The following is a 15588-nucleotide window of genomic DNA, read 5'->3' on the forward strand; positions in this document are numbered from 1 at the left end:
TATAACACCTACTATCGGCTGAGCCGCACCGATTGATCAAGCCCGCAAGCGGTAGTGCCAGCGCCAATCAGAGCGCTAGCCCCACCCAAGCTCAAGGCTGGAAATACTCAGCCCCCAACTCGTTACCCAAGCACTCCTTCAATGCGGCAGACAACTTGTATACCGCGCTCAAAGGGCCGTGATGAATACCCACACCTGAGATATCGCCTGCCGCATTTCTGCTGAGCGTTACAACGCCATGGATGGCCACGCCGCCCAAAACCAGCGCGTCGTATTCGAGCAATTCTCTGTCCGCGAAAGCGGCCCGGAATACCACCGAGTGTTTTTCATACATCCCGCCTGCGGCCTGTACGACCTTGATAATCGCTTCCCTACCCTGCAACGAGCGATTGAGGACTGATGAGATCAGGGTGGCATCCGGCGTCAACTGATGCAGCCAGGGTGGCGATAATAACGGTGCAGACGGCGGGCTCATGACACGATCCTCAATACGACCTTGCCCTGGGTGCTACCCTGCTCCACCCGTGCATGCGCGTTCGCGCCTTCACCTAATGGAAACTCATGACTGACGTGCGGCGTCAACTGGCCCGATTCAACCCACGCAGCGAGTTGTTGCATTCCGGCGCTATCGGGCTCAACGGCAACGCTTGAGAAGCGTCGTCCAGCGGCCGCTGCCAAGGCTGGCAGGTGAGCATGACTGAGCCCCAATGCCGTGACGACAATGCCGCCTGGCTTGAGCACCGACAATGAGCGTTCCGCGTAACCGTTGCCCACGGTGTCAAACACCACATCAATGTCACTGAGTACTGTGGTGAAATCAACCGTCTGATAATCGATCACTTCATCGGCCCCAAGGCTGCGAACGAAGTCGCGTTTACCGGCGCTGGCGGTGGTCGCGACATACGCCCCGAGCGCTTTGGCAATCTGCACCGCGACGTGACCTAACCCGCCTCCGCCGCCATGGATCAGCACGCGCTGGCCCGGCTCAACCTGTGCGATTTCGCCCAACGCCTGCAACGCTGTCAGCCCAACCAGTGGCAGCGCCGCTGCTTGCACATGGCTAAGGCGCGCGGGTTTTAACCAGAAGTGGCGCGATGGCGCGGCAACGTATTCGGCGTAGGCGTTGGCGGCACGCGGGAATAACGGCATGCCGAAAACTTCGTCTCCCACTTTGAAGCGAGTAGCACCAATATCGACTTCTTCAATCACCCCGGACACGTCCCAACCCGGCACGAAGGGTACTTCACCCAGTAATGGGAATACGCCCGATCGTACGATCAGGTCGACAGGGTTGATCGAAGCCGCATGCACCCGCACCAACACCTCGGTGAATTTGCGCACAGGCTTGGGGACATCGACCAACTCAAGCACCTCGGGGCCGCCTACGCGGTATTGAATCAAGCTCTTCACGGTTTCAAATTCCCAGATAAAAGCTCTGAAATAGAGCTGGCGCAGCTATACTCGGCGACGTGATCTCCTTTGTAAATTAGGCACCTTTAAGTGCTATAGGTACCCAATGGATACTACCTTCAACCATCTCTCTCGTACCGAAATCGGTAAAATTCGGGCAGGTGACGTGTACGACGTCACCTGCCCGTCACGCAGCGTGATTCAGATGCTCGCGGATAAATGGACGATGCTGGTGATCGATTCCCTGTCGCGTGGGCCGATGAGATTCGGCGAACTGCGCCGGCAAGTGGGCGGCGTGACGCAGAAGATGTTGACTCAAACCTTGCGTTTGCTGGAACGAGACGGTCTGGTCTTGCGAGAGGTCTACCCGAGTGCGCCGCCCAGTGTGGAGTATTCGCTGACGCCGCTTGGGGTCAGCATCACCGCAATCACTGAACAGATGTGCCTCTGGGCGCAGGACAATTTAAAACCGGTGTTGGTGGCGCGGCTCAATTACGACACCCGCATGGCTCGGGAGGAGCAACTTCGACCAAGCTCCACGAAAGCGCGTAGCGAACGATAACAACCCACTTAGCCCCTTAGCGATCCGCGCATTTCAGCATGCTATCCAGCACTGGAAGAAGCTGCCGGCCCCGTGCTGTGAGCGGCAATCCACGCACGGGGAATCTCATCGTAAATGGTGCGAGTGAGCAGCCCATCGTGTTCTAACCTGCGCAACCACTGAGCCAGCATTTTCTGCGAAATCAGGTTCTTCATCCTGTATGGATACAACCGAATGTCTCCTTGGGGTAGATTCTGTTGAAAAAGTCGGATGCGGTTTTCAAGTCAGAAAAGCGCGCGCGTGAGATTGAAATCTCGAATCGCCGTAAAGGCATTCAGACTCAGATTTCACGTAGCAATGCGCAAAAACGGGGCTTTCACCGATCAGTCTTCTCGCCGTTCGAGAAAACCGACTTTTTCAACAGAGTCGGTCGGTTGCAGTCCTTGAGTGGCATCCGCTGAACCCATCAGCTGCAAACAGCTGGTCAGCGCGAATGCTAATGACTGGTCAAATCGGATGCAAACGACTGGTCAGTAGCGATGCGATTAGGTGGTCAAGTCAGATGCAATCACGCAGGCGACCACTTCAACGCACTAAATCGTTACTTGGTGAGCCAAGACTCAACCTCATCACTACAGTGCTCAGCTTTCCAAGCTTTCGGCGTCTTATGATTTCCGCCGTTAGTCTCGACCAGCTGTAAGCGTCTGCCGAACACATCTTGCACCAGCCCGTTTTGGTGCGGGGTCAGCATATGAGCGAAGGTCAGTGCGCTGTGAACCAGCTGGGGTGTAGCACAGGAAAATGTTCCTTCAGCCAATCCACAAATGCGTCGACCTGAGGCGCAAGATGCGTTCTGCTTGGATAAAGCACGGATACCAGGCGAGGCTTTGGACGAAATGCCCTGAGCACTTCAACCAGTTCTCCGCTTGCGAGGAATGTCTCAACGGCAATGCCAGGAGCTTGAACAATGCCGAAGCCTGCAACACCGCACTGAACGTAGGCATTCGACTCATTCACAGTGATTCCACCATGAGGCGTGTGTGGACGATCTTTGCCGTCTACCGAGAAGTGCCAAGGCAGCGGTCTGTAATTTTGACCGGAAAGGAAGCTTACACATTGGTGGTCTGCTAGATCTTGTAGGGTTATGGGTGCCCCGCAGGCTTGGAGATAACTTGGAGACGCACAGGTCACCATGGTGGCGGTGCCAATTTCTCTGGCCACCATGCTTGAATCCGGGAGGTCACCAATTCGCAATACACAGTCGATGCCCTCGGCGACGAGATCTACCGTACGGTCGGTCACGCCTAGCGCAAGCTCGATTTCGGGAAATGCCTCTGTAAATCTCCTAAGGCTTTCCATGAAGCTGCGCTGGGAAAATGCAGTTGGGATGTCAATTCGAAGCCGACCTCGCAGCGTCGATCCACTACGGTCGAACATGGAAGTGGTTTCTGCGATGGTTGCTAAAATCTCTTTGACGCGTTCGTAAAACCGCTCGCCCTCAGCCGTCAGTTTTACTTTACGCGTAGTGCGCTGGAACAGACGGACACCCAGCGAGGCTTCCAAATCCTGAATGGTGCGTGTGACGTGCGGGCGTCCGGCCTGCATTGCCTCAGCGACTTTGGTGAAGCTCCCCAACTCCGCTAGCTTGGCGAATACTTGCATCGACTGTAGAAGCTCCATAAGTCTCTTCTCGGGAACCTGTTAACTGGGTGATTGTTGCTGATCAGGATAACAATCCTGTTCGTTTCTGCACATTTATCTATAGCCGGGAAACCTCAACAATGTCCTCAGCGTAAGGGAGGAGCTTTCCTCACCTGCACATTCAAAATTGTTGGAGACAAAAAATGAAAGCGTGGCTTCTGAAAGATTTCGGCTTGGATAATCTGGTACAGGGCGAAACGGAAACACCCGTGCCCCAAGCTGGTGAACTGCTGGTCAAAGTAGGCGCTGTATCACTCAATTTCCGGGACAAGGCCATCGTTGACGGCATCTATGAACCTCACATGGTGCCCAAACCACTGATCCCCGTCAGCGATGCGGCGGGGACTGTCGTGGCAGTTGGCGATGGTGTCAGCCGCTTCGCTATCGGAGACCGGGTAAACTCACACCTCTACTCACGTTGGTTGGACGGCATGCCTGGCCCAGATGAGCCTAACTACTGCTTTGGATCGCCATTGCCTGGTGGTCTGGCGGAATACATGATCATCCATGAAGACAGCGCGGTAGGTGCCCCTAACAACATGTCAGATGAGGAAGCAGCGACCCTTCCAATTGCTGCTCTGACGGCGTGGTATGCGCTCGTCGATTATGGCCAGATCGAGACCGGCCAAACCGTTTTGGTTCAGGGATCTGGAGGTGTTTCTGTTTTTGCAGCACAAATTGCTACGGCTTTGGGAGCCAAGGTTATCGTCACCTCCAGCCGTGATGACAATCTGGAAGCTGTAAAAAAACTGGGCGCTGTTGCTGGTGTGAATTATCGCACTACCCCTGAATGGGCAGAGGAAGTTCTGAAGCTCACTGACGGCAAGGGAGTGGATCTTCTGCTGGATGTGGCAGGCGGTGACGGCATCAATCAATCGATTGCTGCAACAAAGGTAGGTGGACGTATCGCACAGATCGGCTTTCTGACAGGCCAAACCTCTGCCCTGAACCTGATGCCTATGATTTTCCGACAAACAACGATTCGCGGCATAGCCGTTGCTCCACGCTCGTCATTTGACCGAATGAACGAATTCTTGAATGAGCACAAGATTCGCCCGGTAATCGACCACGTGTATCCATTCGATCAAGCACGCGAAGCGTACGAACATTTGGCCAGAGGCGCCTTTGGTAAGGTAGTAATCAAAATCGAGTAGAATCAGGCCACCGGAGTTACGCCGCAAATTTCCGCATTGAAATATGCGCGGTCAGATGGCCACCCAATTATGTGGCAGCAGATCGGCAATCTCACTCGCCCGCTGCGACGGCAGGCGCGTGAGCACGGCCTTCAAGTAAGCGTACGGATCATGCCCGTTGAGCCGTGCAGACTGGATCAAACTCATGATCGCCGCCGCCCGTTTGCCACTGCGTAATGACCCTGCGAAGAGCCAGTTCTTGCGTCCCAGAGCCCATGGCCGGATCTGGTTCTCTGCCCAATTATTATCAATGGGTACGGCCCCGTCATCGAGGTAGCGCGACAGCGCTGCCCAGCGTTTTAGGCTGTAATCAAGCGTTCTGCTGATGGCCGAACCTTCGGGCACGAGATCTCGCTGGGTGATCATCCAAGTATGCAGCCTCTCCATCACCGGGACGGCTTTTTCCTGCCGTAATTGGCGCCGTAAATCTGGCTCCAGGGCGTCTCGGCCCTTCGGGCTTCCATCCTCACGCGTTCTTATTTGCTTACAAACCCATGTCACTTCCCCAGCGATACCCATGGCCTTTCCGGGGTCGGCGCTGCTTTTAAGTACTAAGTCGATGGCACTGCCATCACGAGCACCTACAGAGGCGGAAGGATCCGCACAGGGCACCAGGTGGGGCATGTGACGGGCGCGGACACATTCGATCTGCTATTCCACTTCATCACAACTGAGGAGAGATCCTTTATGGGCGTTCTTGAGGAAAGGTCGATGTAGATGAGGTGGGTCGCATGGAAATTGCCAAGCGTGGTGAATCCCTTCGTAAATCGGACATCGGAACAAAAAAGCCGCCCGAGGGCGGCTCTTGCTTCCAGCAACAGCTTACTTCACTAGCCAGGACTCAACCTCTGCGCTACCAAACTGGTTTTTCCAAGCCTTGAGCAGTTTGTGGTTGCCGCCTTTGGTCTCTACTACTTCGCCAGTTAGTGGGCTCTTGTAGACTTTTACAGAGCGGGCCTTGCGAGTTGCTTTCTCGGCCACGACCGGCGCCCCCTTGCGACCCCCACCCGCTTGCGGATCCAGAATGCCAACGATCTCACGCAGGCTGTAGCCGTACTCACCCAAAAGCGTGCGCAATTTGGTTTCAAACTCGATTTCTTTCTTCAAACCGCTGTCATTTTTCAGTGTTTCCAGCTCGGCCAGTTGAGCAGCCAGCTGCTGTTCAAGTTTGCGAAATTCTGCGAGACGAGACATGTGAAGCTCCTTGAATCCTAATGATGATGCTCAGTGGTGTAATGCTAGTTCAAAGCCCTCATGGGGTCACCTCTATTGAGTCCAAAACTGGGTTAAAGTCCTAAACTTTATCCGAAGCCGCTGGACGCCAGATGAACCTCACAGACGCGATCATTGCTCTACTGCTGGCGGCGCGCATTCACGGCACCGATCAAGCAGTCCGCGCGACTGCGAAAAGTGTTGTGAAGAAGCTGCCACGGAGCAAACGAGAAATTATTTATAAGGTGATCGACAGCAAAAGCCCACTGTTGATGGTCGAGTTAATCGCAGAGAATCTCGATACATGAAGACACTACGTCTCGGTCGGCAATCCCAAAATCGCCTGCCCTCCTCACCACCGTATGCTGGAGAATCCCCTTGAGCCAACCACTGAAAATCACGATTGAGGACTGGAACGGCGATGGCGCCATCCGCATTCCCGACGCTGTTCTCCAAGAGCTCGGTGTAGATGTCGGGGACTCGGTTTTCCTAATCGAAGAGTATGTAGGGAATAGCCGCTGCTTGATCCTGTCGAAAACGCCGAAGATCCCTGATCGCTTGGATGAACTGACTGAAGCCTGGGACAAGGCAACACCCCAGTAGAAGCGCGGAATAATCCTCCGATTACGGGTATGGTGGTGCTTTCACTCAAGGATGATCCATGGCTACGAATACTAGTAGTAACGCCCAGAAGCACCTCGCAGTTCTGATCGATGCCGATAACGCGCCAGCAGCGATCGTTGAGGGCCTGTTCGAGGAGATCGCTAAATACGGTGTCGCAAGCGTCAAGCGAATTTATGGCGACTGGACTGGGCCGCAGCTGGGTGGATGGAAGAAAGTTCTCCTCGACCACTCCATTCAACCCATCCAGCAATTCGCCTATACCAAGGGCAAAAACGCCACTGACAGCTCATTGATCATTGATGCGATGGACTTGCTCTACACCCGCCGCTTCGACGGGTTCTGCCTGGTTTCTAGCGACAGCGACTTCACACGGTTGGCATCTCGCCTGCGTGAAGAAGGACTGACCGTGTACGGGTTTGGCGAAGAAAAACTCCTCGGCCTTTCGTGGCGGCGTGCGACAAATTCATCTACATCGAACTACTGCGCGAAGATGCCGTTGCAGCTGTTCCCGAAGAGCCCAGCGCAGACCCGGCTGCACCCTTCGACGTGTCGAAACCCGCTGCAGCGCAATCGCCCAAAAAGCCAAAGGCTCCAATCGGTTTCATTGCGAAGATCCTGGACGACATCGCTGACGAGGATGGCTGGGTGCAGCTCGGCGCGTTAGGAACGAACATCACCAAACTTCGTCCAGAGTTCGACCCTCGCACCCACGGCTACAAAAAACTCAGTGATCTCATTAAAGGCTATCCCCAGTCGTTCGAGCTGCAAGCGCGGGGCAGCTCAGGTGGTACCGCAGTCATGTATGCAAGGCACAGGCAGCCGGGCAAATAACATGGGTGATCCTGCGATAGCAGTTATCTTCTCCAAGTCAGCACCCGACAGTTTCCTAGCCGAGTCATTGATGAAGTGAGAATTCCTTGACTGCCTTATCGACGGGCTTTCGGGGCCTCGCTGCGCAAGCCCATCAGCGTGAGGTTCTCGGGATCCTCCACCTGAAACACCTTTCCATTAGCTTCCCGGCGCCTAGTGAAATGCACCGCGAACTGAAATCCCCTCTCTCGCTAACGGGCATGCCCAAGGGAGAACGTCATCTCGGAGCTGCCTATAGCCGGGCAGTAGCATGGCCCCGCCACGAGCAGGCGTTAGAGTCGGAACACAGCATAAAGAATGTGTTGTGGATACAACCCCGTTATTTCGTAACTCCCCTTATCGCACGCCTTCGTCAAGACTCCGGCCAACCTGTCCCATGACCTACCGTCGTATGGATAGGGTTCGATCCACCAGTCCTTGTTGTTCACATCTGCAGTCACGGCCAGTAAAACCCCCAACCTCAAACATCCCTGTTCTTTCTCCAGGTTCGCCCCTTGGCTGTTTGCAAATTGGAAATTTTGCATCTTCTGGTAATCCGCATGCATCTCTGCCGCTTTGCCCGCTGAAAACAATTTCTTGGACTCAACCAAAATTGCCACATCATTTCCGCCAATCTGCCCCTTAACAAACAGATCCACTCGGCTGTGACCATCCACTACGTTATGGTTTGATGCCTCGGGATAGACATGCAAGCCGGCGCTCAAAGCACGAGCCGCAAAGTGAATCGTCAGGTTAGATTCCTGCAGCCCGTTACGCTCGGGATTAACCACTGGCCAATGATGCTGGACGGCATCCTGCAACGCCTCAGCGGACTGTCTGACCAGATCCTTGATTGCCAAAATCTCGCTCACCGCCATACCTCAATTTCCATCATAGTGTCCTAGGGGTTCAACGGCTCCCACCTTAGCCATCGCAAGATTGGAAAGCTCTAAAGAGAATAAATCTCGCGGGGTCTCGATGGAGGTAAATACTCCTGTGAGGCCCTCCCACATGCGGATCAACAATCACGCATATCCCTCATGCATCGGCCGATGCAGACATGGCAACGGTAAGCTCGCCTCGGTTAATCAAGATCGTCTCAATGCAGTTTCCGCAGATCGAGAGCACCGTTGGGCCGCTTAAAAAAGCCAGTGGGAGCTGAAGGACATCTATTAGATACAACCTTGGTCAACACCATTTGTACCCTTGGCTACGGTTCGTGTCGTGGACGCGCGCGTTCGCCGTCAATGGCCCGAAACCGGAAAGTGTTTCAGTTAGCTTACAGCACATTTTTCCCGACTAAGGACGCCCCTATACGTAAGTATGATCGCATCAGTCGGATAGCCAATCGGCATCACAAAGTTTCAGTGTTAGCTTACCCTTCAAGTCTTGAAGCCACATTAAAAGTGGCGCGGTCAGCTCGTCAATTCACCTCAGCAATGGCCGAGAAAAATAGGGGAAGACAACGCATGCATCTTAGGTCATTCAGCATCGGAATCAGGGCAGCAGCCGGATTCTCAGTCATCACACTAATCGTATTATTCCTTGGCTTGTTCTCTCTGATGCAGATGGCAGCGCTGGATCGAGCGACTAACCGCACAAATGAGATCTGGATAGCTGGCATTACCTCAGCACAAAAATTGTCTGTGCGTATCAACACCATACGGCTGGAAGGCCAGCGTATGCGTGCTTCCAAGGATCCGCAGGTGCGTTTGAAGAGTCAGGCACTCATCGCCAGTACTGAGAGAAACCTGGAATCCCTGATGGTGGAGTTTCGCAACCGTAAGGCTGGGAGCGACGAGGTCGCGCTGCTCGACGCCTTGAAACGCTCTCTAGATATCTATCTGCCTGCCCTGCATGATTTCGTCGCGCTGCTCGGCAACCGAGATCCCGATGTGAGGGAAATGGAGCGGTTGAGTTCTATTCTTGCGAACGTCGGCGATGAGCTGACGCACAACGTGGATCAACTGGTGAGACTCAACGAAGCCGGCGCATCCGCTGCCGCGCAGGAATCTCATCAGTTGTACGAAAACATGCAACTGATCATCAGCCTTATTTTGGCGTTATCGGTTGTAGTGACGGTTGCGCTGGCCATTGTGCTGACGCGTAGCATTATCTATCCGATACGCCAGGCAGTTTTGGTCGCTCAGACAATTGCCGGGGGCATTCTCAATGGGCCCATCGACGTCAGAGGCTCGGACGAACCTGCGGCTCTGCTCGGGGCTATGCGGGAAATGCAGACAAACCTGCGGTCGACCATTGAAGGCATAGGAGACTCTGCCCAGCAACTGGCGGCAGCGGCCGAAGAAATGACGGCAATCATGGGGCAAAGCACTCAAGGATTGCAGCAGCAGTCCGATCAGATCGCACAGGCCGCGACGGCCGTTACCGAAATGAGCAGCGCGGTCGATGAAGTCGCGAGCAACGCCGTCAGCACCTCCAACCTGTCTCAAGCTTCTGATCATGAAACCCAGAAAGGGCACGAGCAGGTCAACGAAACCATCGCTCTGATTCAAGGCTTGGCTCAGGATGTGATGTTGGCTTCCGACCAGGCCAACCATTTGTCACGGCATGCTTCTGAGATCAACACAGTACTCAGCGTGATACATAGCATCTCTGATCAAACGAATCTGCTGGCCCTTAATGCCGCAATAGAAGCAGCGCGTGCCGGCGATGCGGGACGGGGCTTTGCCGTGGTCGCTGATGAGGTTCGCTTCCTCGCCAAGCGTACTCAAGCGTCGACCGTCGAAATCGGCAACATGATCGAAAGCATCCAGACAGGAACGGGCGCCACTGTGGCGGCACTACACAGCAGTGCGACTAAAGCGGCGCAAACGCTCGAACGCGCTCGCTCGGCGGGTCAAGCCTTGGAGCAGATCACGCTAGCTATATCGAGAATTAACGAACGAAATGTGGTGATTGCCAGCGCAACGGAACAACAAGCCCAAGTCGCTCGGGAAGTGGATCGCAGTCTCGTCACCATTCGTGACCTTTCGACGCAGTCCGCGACAGGAGCTAGCCAAACGAGCCACGCCAGCGGCCAGCTGTCACGGTTAGCTGTTGACCTAAACGGCATGATCTCCCGTTTCTCTATTTGAGCCCTACCTATGAGTGATCATGCGATCAACGAAACAATAGAGCGCAGGGCTCGTGTTTGCGCAGAAAACCCTGATGCGATTTCGCCCACTCGTAAAGCACAGGGATTGCAATGGTGGGGGTGGTTGGTACTGGGCATCTCCATCGTAGCGCTGCTGGCTACCTTGTTAATCTCTTCGTATCTAGAAGCGCAGCACCAAGCAACGCTGGACGCAAGTAATCTCAATCAGATGCTGGAGACCCGCCTGAACAGCACTCTGCGTGAGGCCCAAGCAAGCTTGCAAGGTATTGCATCACATATGGATGCGACGCTTAGTCAGGGCGATGGAGCCCCATCGATTCAGCCCTGGCAGCTACGCTCATTGGTTCAACGCTATCCCGCTATCGGGCATTTTGACGTGCTCACGGTTAACGGTAGCTTCTTGTTTGATTCCAATGCGCGCCCGCCAGTCACCTCTGACGGACTGGAACAGTTCCGAGCCTCGCTTACACAGCAGGTCGCAGGACTAGGTGCGACATTCATGGTGTTGGGCAGTAGCACTAACAAGGACTTGTTGTACTTGGCCGTTCCTGTCGTTGACGGACAGCAACGGCCTCTCGGCTGGATCGCCACCAGCAAACCGTTGAAGGAGCTCATCGACGTTCTTAGCAAAATAAATGTGGGTACTCATGGCGTAATCACCTTACGTCGAACTGATCAACCGCAGACCATACTGCGAATCCCATCGCGCAAGAGCTACCCGCGCTTCTATAGGGCCGACGGGATCGATCAACTATTGGCGCAAGGCATTGAGGAAGGTTCGCTCTCGATGCGATCCCGCGTGGACGGTATCGAGCGACTGTACAACTTCAAGCGGATCGGCAATCTACCAGTGGTATCAGTCATCGGACTGGCGGCGGAGGATTACCTCGCGGGATGGAAGTACACGGCAATTGCCTCAAGTAGTGTTTGTGCGGCCCTGTACCTGCTGATCATCGGGCTGAGCTTGCGCCTGCAGACCCATCGCGCTCGTCGCCAACAAATGGCAGAAGAGTTGCGAGAATCAGCCTTTCAAGACGAACTGACCGGTTTACCCAACCGGCGCTATCTCTTGGAGCACGTTAATCAGAGCATCACAGACGACAGCGGCCGGCACCTGACGCTTGTCTACTTCGACGTAGATAACTTCAAGACGATTAATGATTCGCTCGGACATATTACAGGAGACGCAATCCTCAGGTGCCTTGCCCTACGGCTTGAGGCCCTCAAGCCTTCAGTGGAAAAGGTCGCGAGGATCAGCGGTGATGAGTTTCTGGTCTTGATAGATGACAGTGACCCAAACCGCATCGCACAACTGGTTAGCCGCATCCTGCAATTCATACAGAAACCGCTCGTATTCGATGGCTACAATTTATCTGTGTCCATTTCGGCCGGGATTGCCTGTTACCCCAGCCACGGCCACGATTTCACCTCATTGCTTAAAGCGGCTGACACCGCCTTGACGCAGGCCAAACAAAACGGGCGCAACACATGGGCTTTTTACGAGGCAACCATGGGCGTGCGCGAGTTGCGCTTTCTGCATATTCAAAGCGAACTTCGTCAGGCTTTTGAACGAAAAGAACTCCAGATTTTCTATCAGCCACAGGTTGATCTCGTTACAGAGGAGGTGGTTGGTGCGGAGGCATTGCTGAGATGGGATCATCCAATCCACGGGCAAATACCGCCTTATGAGTTTATCGCGGTCGCAGAGGCTAGCGGACTCATCGTGCCGATTGGGAATTGGTTGGTTAAGGAGGTCTGCGCGCAGGCGATGGCTTGGAATGAGACAGGCCTTGGCAACCTCAGCGTCGCAATGAACTGTTCGGCAGTGCAATTTCGTCAGGGAAACCTGGTGCAGCAAGTCAGATGGGCGCTTTACGACAGCGGACTCGACCCGAGACTATTGGAGCTTGAGCTGACGGAATCAATCCTGATCGAGCACTCCGAACATGTCATTGAAACGATGCGCGGGCTAAAAGCATTAGGGGTAGGTATGTCCATTGATGACTTCGGGACAGGCTACTCCAGCATGTCCTACCTAAAACGGTTCGCCGTGGATAAGCTCAAGATTGATCAGTCATTTGTTCGCGGTGTAATGACGAGCGCCCAGGATGAAGCGATCGTGCGCGCGATAATTACTCTAGGCCACAGCTTCGGCATGACCGTCATCGCTGAAGGCGTCGAAGAGATTGGTATTCGTAACGCATTGGCAACCCACGGATGCAACCAGGCGCAGGGTTATTTCTACGCAGAGGCGCTCAGCGCAACCGCGTTCCAGGATTTTGTACAGGATCGAATTGAGTCTTCGTTCAGATCCCAACGTTGGGTCTGATTCTTCGCGGTCGCTGAACACGATCCACGTGCCTGCTAAGCAAAGGCCTCTGGCATTCCTCTCAGGACTTGTTCGAGTTATTGACCTCCCTCGGGTGTTCGCGAGCGCTTCACCACCAATGGTGGTTTGTGTCGTGGAGGATTTTTAGCCCAGTGGGCATCGCGACCAATCACTAGAAGGTGCTGGCTGTCATCGCGAAATGCTCTCCAGTCGGCAAAAAAGTGCCGATAGCGGCAAAGAGGAACGTTTGGGCGTCAGTCTTTAGATCGCTGCCAATTTTTCTGAAGCAAAAAACGGCATTCGAACCACGGGAACAGTGGTGAAATCGGGCTAGACGCACTAGAGGGAGTCATATCCTATCCGGTACGATTATTGCTTCAATTATTGAACCAACAAGAAACTGGATCTCTAAATGATTAATGCCAACGTTCCGGCTCAGCCAAGAGCCCATGCACCAAGGCCTTACCACCAGAAAATGCTAGTAACCGTTACGAGAACGACAGGAGCGGAGGTAAACACTGAAAGCCTTAAAAAGCGCGTTTACGCCGTTGCTGGAGTCTCACAAGATAAACTCACCAGTTCAGCCTCGATCAAGAACCCTGAGCCAGACGAATACCAAGAGTCGTTCGCTCGAATGATGGTCAACTTACCAACGAGAACGCCCGACAGCCAAGCGACCGCCAGCAGCATCTATCCAACTCCAAGAAAAAATGCAGATGCCACCAAAAACGCGGTGGATAGCGTCCAAAAAAATGATGTGGCAGAGAGTAGAAGCAACGATAGCGAGTCACTCAATGCGTCTACAAGTCAACCAAAGATACACTCAGCCAGAAATGACTTCATGGATTACATGAATCAAACAGACGCTGAGAAATTGCGTCAAGAACTGACAGGCGTGACCAAGGAGCAGTACGACCAGATGTCGCCTGAGGAGAAATTAGCCGTGGATGAAAAGCTTGAGCAATTGCTCAAGAAGAAGCAAGAAATAGCGCAAGTACAGCTAAAGGCCAAAATAGCACTCGCAAAAACAATGGACTCACAAGCAATCTAAACATCACTTGTCTTGAGGGGAGGCAGGAAGAATTACTGAGAGGACTTGATCAAAATCTAAACGGTTTTAAAAATAGCACTGCCCAATCCTTCAGCCAGGAAAGGGCAGCGCGCTGGCAAATGCCCAGCCAATCTTAGGGATGTCGAAAATTGTCAATACGAGAAAGCTCTCTGTGCGACCTGATCATGCCCATCACCTTTTTACATACACACAAGAGCGGCTTTAGAAAAAAGCCGACCCAATGTCACTAAATCAGGCATAAACAATGCATCACACCTGAAAATTTACTTATGAACGGACGTGATGTGATCCAACTGGGTGAGCGCTCCACTTTCCAAAAGATTCTTGTACGCAATTGCATCAGACTCTCGATGGTACACGCCTACCAATACGTCCCCTTGCACAACCTCCCACATCGTGACGCCTGCGCTGATCGCATCATGAGACATGTGATCTTCAGTGCGCTCTTTAACAATTACTTCCATTTCGAAAGTCCTCAGATGACGGGTGCTATATGAAACATCATACGCATTTACTTCTAAAGCGCATACACAAACAAAAGTATTACGCCGGAGGCGGTAGGTAACGCTTAAGTATTATTGACGAGATGTTTTTTGTTGGCCTGTTGGTCTGTGGGCCAAAGTCTGCGCAAAGCTCGGCAAGCTATTTTCAACCCAAAGCCGAATCAGATAATTTAACCCTAACAAGCCCAGAGCATAGAGGCTCCCCCAGCCCGATAAAGAGCGCATGAAAAATTGACACTTCATTTTTTGAACCTGTACTATGATCACGATTACCCAGGTCAAGTGAGGAATACAAAAATGAAAGAGAACATCCATCCAAACTATCGCAACGTATTGTTCCACGATACGGCGGCAAACGTCTATTTCGTCATAGGCTCGACGGTTGAAACTGACAGGACACAACTGCACACAGACGGTATCGAATATCCTTACGTCATCCTCGATGTCTCCAGCGCATCCCACCCTATTTATACGGGCCAACAACGTCAAGCGACTACCGAGGGCAGGATCGCAGGATTCAATAAACGATTCGGTTCCATCAGCTCAAAACGGTAGAGAAGTGAATAGAAAGCTTTGAAATTAAAAATATACATGAGGCCCCTTGAAGGGGCTTCTTTTTGGACAGAAAAAAATCGTATTACATTAAACTAGGCACTCAGCGCGCGCTCAACACACCTGATAAGATTATCACTCTGAAAAGGCTTATCCAGGATGCATACTGCTCCGCCTTCCATTGCACGCTTGCGAATGGAGGGATCAGCAAATCCGGTCATGAAAATGATAGGAATGTTGATCCCAGATTTGATCAGCAACGCCTGTAGCTCAAGCCCGCTCATTCCAGGCATTTGAATATCGACAATCAAACATACAGTCTCAGAAAAGGCGGTTGAATAGACAAAACTTTCAGCGGAGCAAAAGAGATTCACCGAAAAACCGACAGACCTGATCAGACTTCCAACAGATGAAAGTATTGAATCTTCATTATCAATGACTGATATGACGGCACCTTGAACCATACACCTACCCTCTCACGAAT

At 53.0% G+C, this 15588-nt stretch carries 17 protein-coding genes and 2 pseudogenes; 9 read left to right on the forward strand and 10 right to left on the reverse strand.

Annotated elements, in window-relative coordinates:
• Positions 1-91: 91 nt before the first annotated feature.
• Both AB4N84_RS29205 and AB4N84_RS29210 read right to left on the reverse strand, forming a co-directional pair.
• Entirely contained in the window at positions 92-475 is a 384-nt protein-coding gene (locus tag AB4N84_RS29205; protein ID WP_460044435.1) for a hypothetical protein, read from the reverse strand.
• A complete protein-coding gene (locus tag AB4N84_RS29210) occupies positions 472-1410 on the reverse strand; it encodes an NADP-dependent oxidoreductase (protein WP_460044436.1) in 939 nt (312 codons plus the stop codon). The genes AB4N84_RS29205 and AB4N84_RS29210 overlap by 4 nt, the downstream gene beginning before the upstream one ends.
• 106 nt (positions 1411-1516) lie before the next feature.
• Between AB4N84_RS29210 and AB4N84_RS29215 the strand changes: the two genes are divergently transcribed.
• On the forward strand, positions 1517-1972 hold the full coding sequence (locus AB4N84_RS29215; protein ID WP_460044437.1) for a winged helix-turn-helix transcriptional regulator: 456 nt from the start codon (positions 1517-1519) through the stop codon (positions 1970-1972).
• Between the two features lie 41 nt (positions 1973-2013).
• On the opposite strand, the gene AB4N84_RS29220 is transcribed toward AB4N84_RS29215, so the two are convergent.
• The 3 genes from AB4N84_RS29220 to AB4N84_RS29230 form a co-directional block, all read right to left on the reverse strand.
• On the reverse strand, positions 2014-2166 hold the full coding sequence (locus AB4N84_RS29220) for a winged helix-turn-helix transcriptional regulator (RefSeq protein ID WP_460044439.1): 153 nt from the start codon (positions 2164-2166) through the stop codon (positions 2014-2016).
• Positions 2167-2552: 386 nt separating this feature from the next.
• Positions 2553-2702: a hypothetical protein gene (locus AB4N84_RS29225; RefSeq protein WP_460044440.1), complete on the reverse strand. Its 150-nt coding sequence runs from the start codon at positions 2700-2702 to the stop codon at positions 2553-2555.
• A gap of 11 nt (positions 2703-2713) precedes the next feature.
• Positions 2714-3613, reverse strand: coding sequence for a LysR family transcriptional regulator (locus tag AB4N84_RS29230; RefSeq protein WP_460044442.1), 900 nt, complete (start codon positions 3611-3613; stop codon positions 2714-2716).
• A 182-nt stretch (positions 3614-3795) separates the two neighbouring features.
• Between AB4N84_RS29230 and AB4N84_RS29235 the strand changes: the two genes are divergently transcribed.
• Entirely contained in the window at positions 3796-4806 is a 1011-nt protein-coding gene (locus AB4N84_RS29235) for a zinc-dependent alcohol dehydrogenase family protein (protein ID WP_460044443.1), read from the forward strand.
• 51 nt (positions 4807-4857) lie between these two features.
• Here the strand turns inward: AB4N84_RS29235 and AB4N84_RS29240 are convergent.
• Positions 4858-5268 (reverse strand): annotated as a pseudogene (locus AB4N84_RS29240) (IS66 family transposase); the annotation flags it as partial.
• 399 nt (positions 5269-5667) lie between these two features.
• Positions 5668-6039, reverse strand: a complete 372-nt coding sequence (locus AB4N84_RS29245; protein ID WP_460044445.1) for a histone-like nucleoid-structuring protein, MvaT/MvaU family — start codon at positions 6037-6039, stop codon at positions 5668-5670.
• A 131-nt stretch (positions 6040-6170) separates the two neighbouring features.
• Between AB4N84_RS29245 and AB4N84_RS29250 the strand changes: the two genes are divergently transcribed.
• The 3 genes and pseudogenes from AB4N84_RS29250 (at position 6171) to AB4N84_RS29260 (ending at position 7512) form a co-directional block, all read left to right on the forward strand.
• Entirely contained in the window at positions 6171-6365 is a 195-nt protein-coding gene (locus AB4N84_RS29250; protein ID WP_460044447.1) for a DUF7740 domain-containing protein, read from the forward strand.
• 70 nt (positions 6366-6435) lie between these two features.
• On the forward strand, positions 6436-6660 hold the full coding sequence (locus tag AB4N84_RS29255; RefSeq protein WP_460044448.1) for an AbrB/MazE/SpoVT family DNA-binding domain-containing protein: 225 nt from the start codon (positions 6436-6438) through the stop codon (positions 6658-6660).
• Positions 6661-6718: 58 nt separating this feature from the next.
• Positions 6719-7512, forward strand: a pseudogene (locus AB4N84_RS29260) (NYN domain-containing protein).
• 311 nt (positions 7513-7823) lie between these two features.
• On the opposite strand, the gene AB4N84_RS29265 reads toward AB4N84_RS29260, so the two are convergent.
• Positions 7824-8408, reverse strand: a complete 585-nt coding sequence (locus AB4N84_RS29265) for a hypothetical protein (RefSeq protein ID WP_460044449.1) — start codon at positions 8406-8408, stop codon at positions 7824-7826.
• Positions 8409-8999: 591 nt separating this feature from the next.
• On the opposite strand from AB4N84_RS29265, the gene AB4N84_RS29270 reads away from it, so the two are divergent.
• The 3 genes from AB4N84_RS29270 (at position 9000) to AB4N84_RS29280 (ending at position 14028) form a co-directional block, all read left to right on the forward strand.
• A complete protein-coding gene (locus AB4N84_RS29270) occupies positions 9000-10628 on the forward strand; it encodes a methyl-accepting chemotaxis protein (protein ID WP_460044451.1) in 1629 nt (542 codons plus the stop codon).
• Between the two features lie 9 nt (positions 10629-10637).
• Positions 10638-12977 (forward strand): putative bifunctional diguanylate cyclase/phosphodiesterase, encoded by a 2340-nt coding sequence (locus tag AB4N84_RS29275; protein ID WP_460044453.1) that lies wholly within the window; start codon positions 10638-10640, stop codon positions 12975-12977.
• A gap of 412 nt (positions 12978-13389) precedes the next feature.
• Positions 13390-14028, forward strand: a complete 639-nt coding sequence (locus AB4N84_RS29280; protein WP_460044455.1) for a hypothetical protein — start codon at positions 13390-13392, stop codon at positions 14026-14028.
• A gap of 284 nt (positions 14029-14312) precedes the next feature.
• Here AB4N84_RS29280 and AB4N84_RS29285 read toward each other — a convergent pair whose 3' ends face one another.
• Entirely contained in the window at positions 14313-14513 is a 201-nt protein-coding gene (locus tag AB4N84_RS29285; RefSeq protein WP_460044457.1) for a hypothetical protein, read from the reverse strand.
• 336 nt (positions 14514-14849) lie between these two features.
• Here AB4N84_RS29285 and AB4N84_RS29290 point away from each other — a divergent pair, with 336 nt between their 5' ends.
• Positions 14850-15107 (forward strand): type B 50S ribosomal protein L31, encoded by a 258-nt coding sequence (locus AB4N84_RS29290; protein ID WP_460044459.1) that lies wholly within the window; start codon positions 14850-14852, stop codon positions 15105-15107.
• A gap of 92 nt (positions 15108-15199) precedes the next feature.
• On the opposite strand, the gene AB4N84_RS29295 is transcribed toward AB4N84_RS29290, so the two are convergent.
• Positions 15200-15568 (reverse strand): response regulator transcription factor, encoded by a 369-nt coding sequence (locus tag AB4N84_RS29295; RefSeq protein WP_460044461.1) that lies wholly within the window; start codon positions 15566-15568, stop codon positions 15200-15202.
• Positions 15569-15588: the final 20 nt, after the last annotated feature.

This window comes from Pseudomonas sp. S2_H01 (assembly GCF_054668305.1).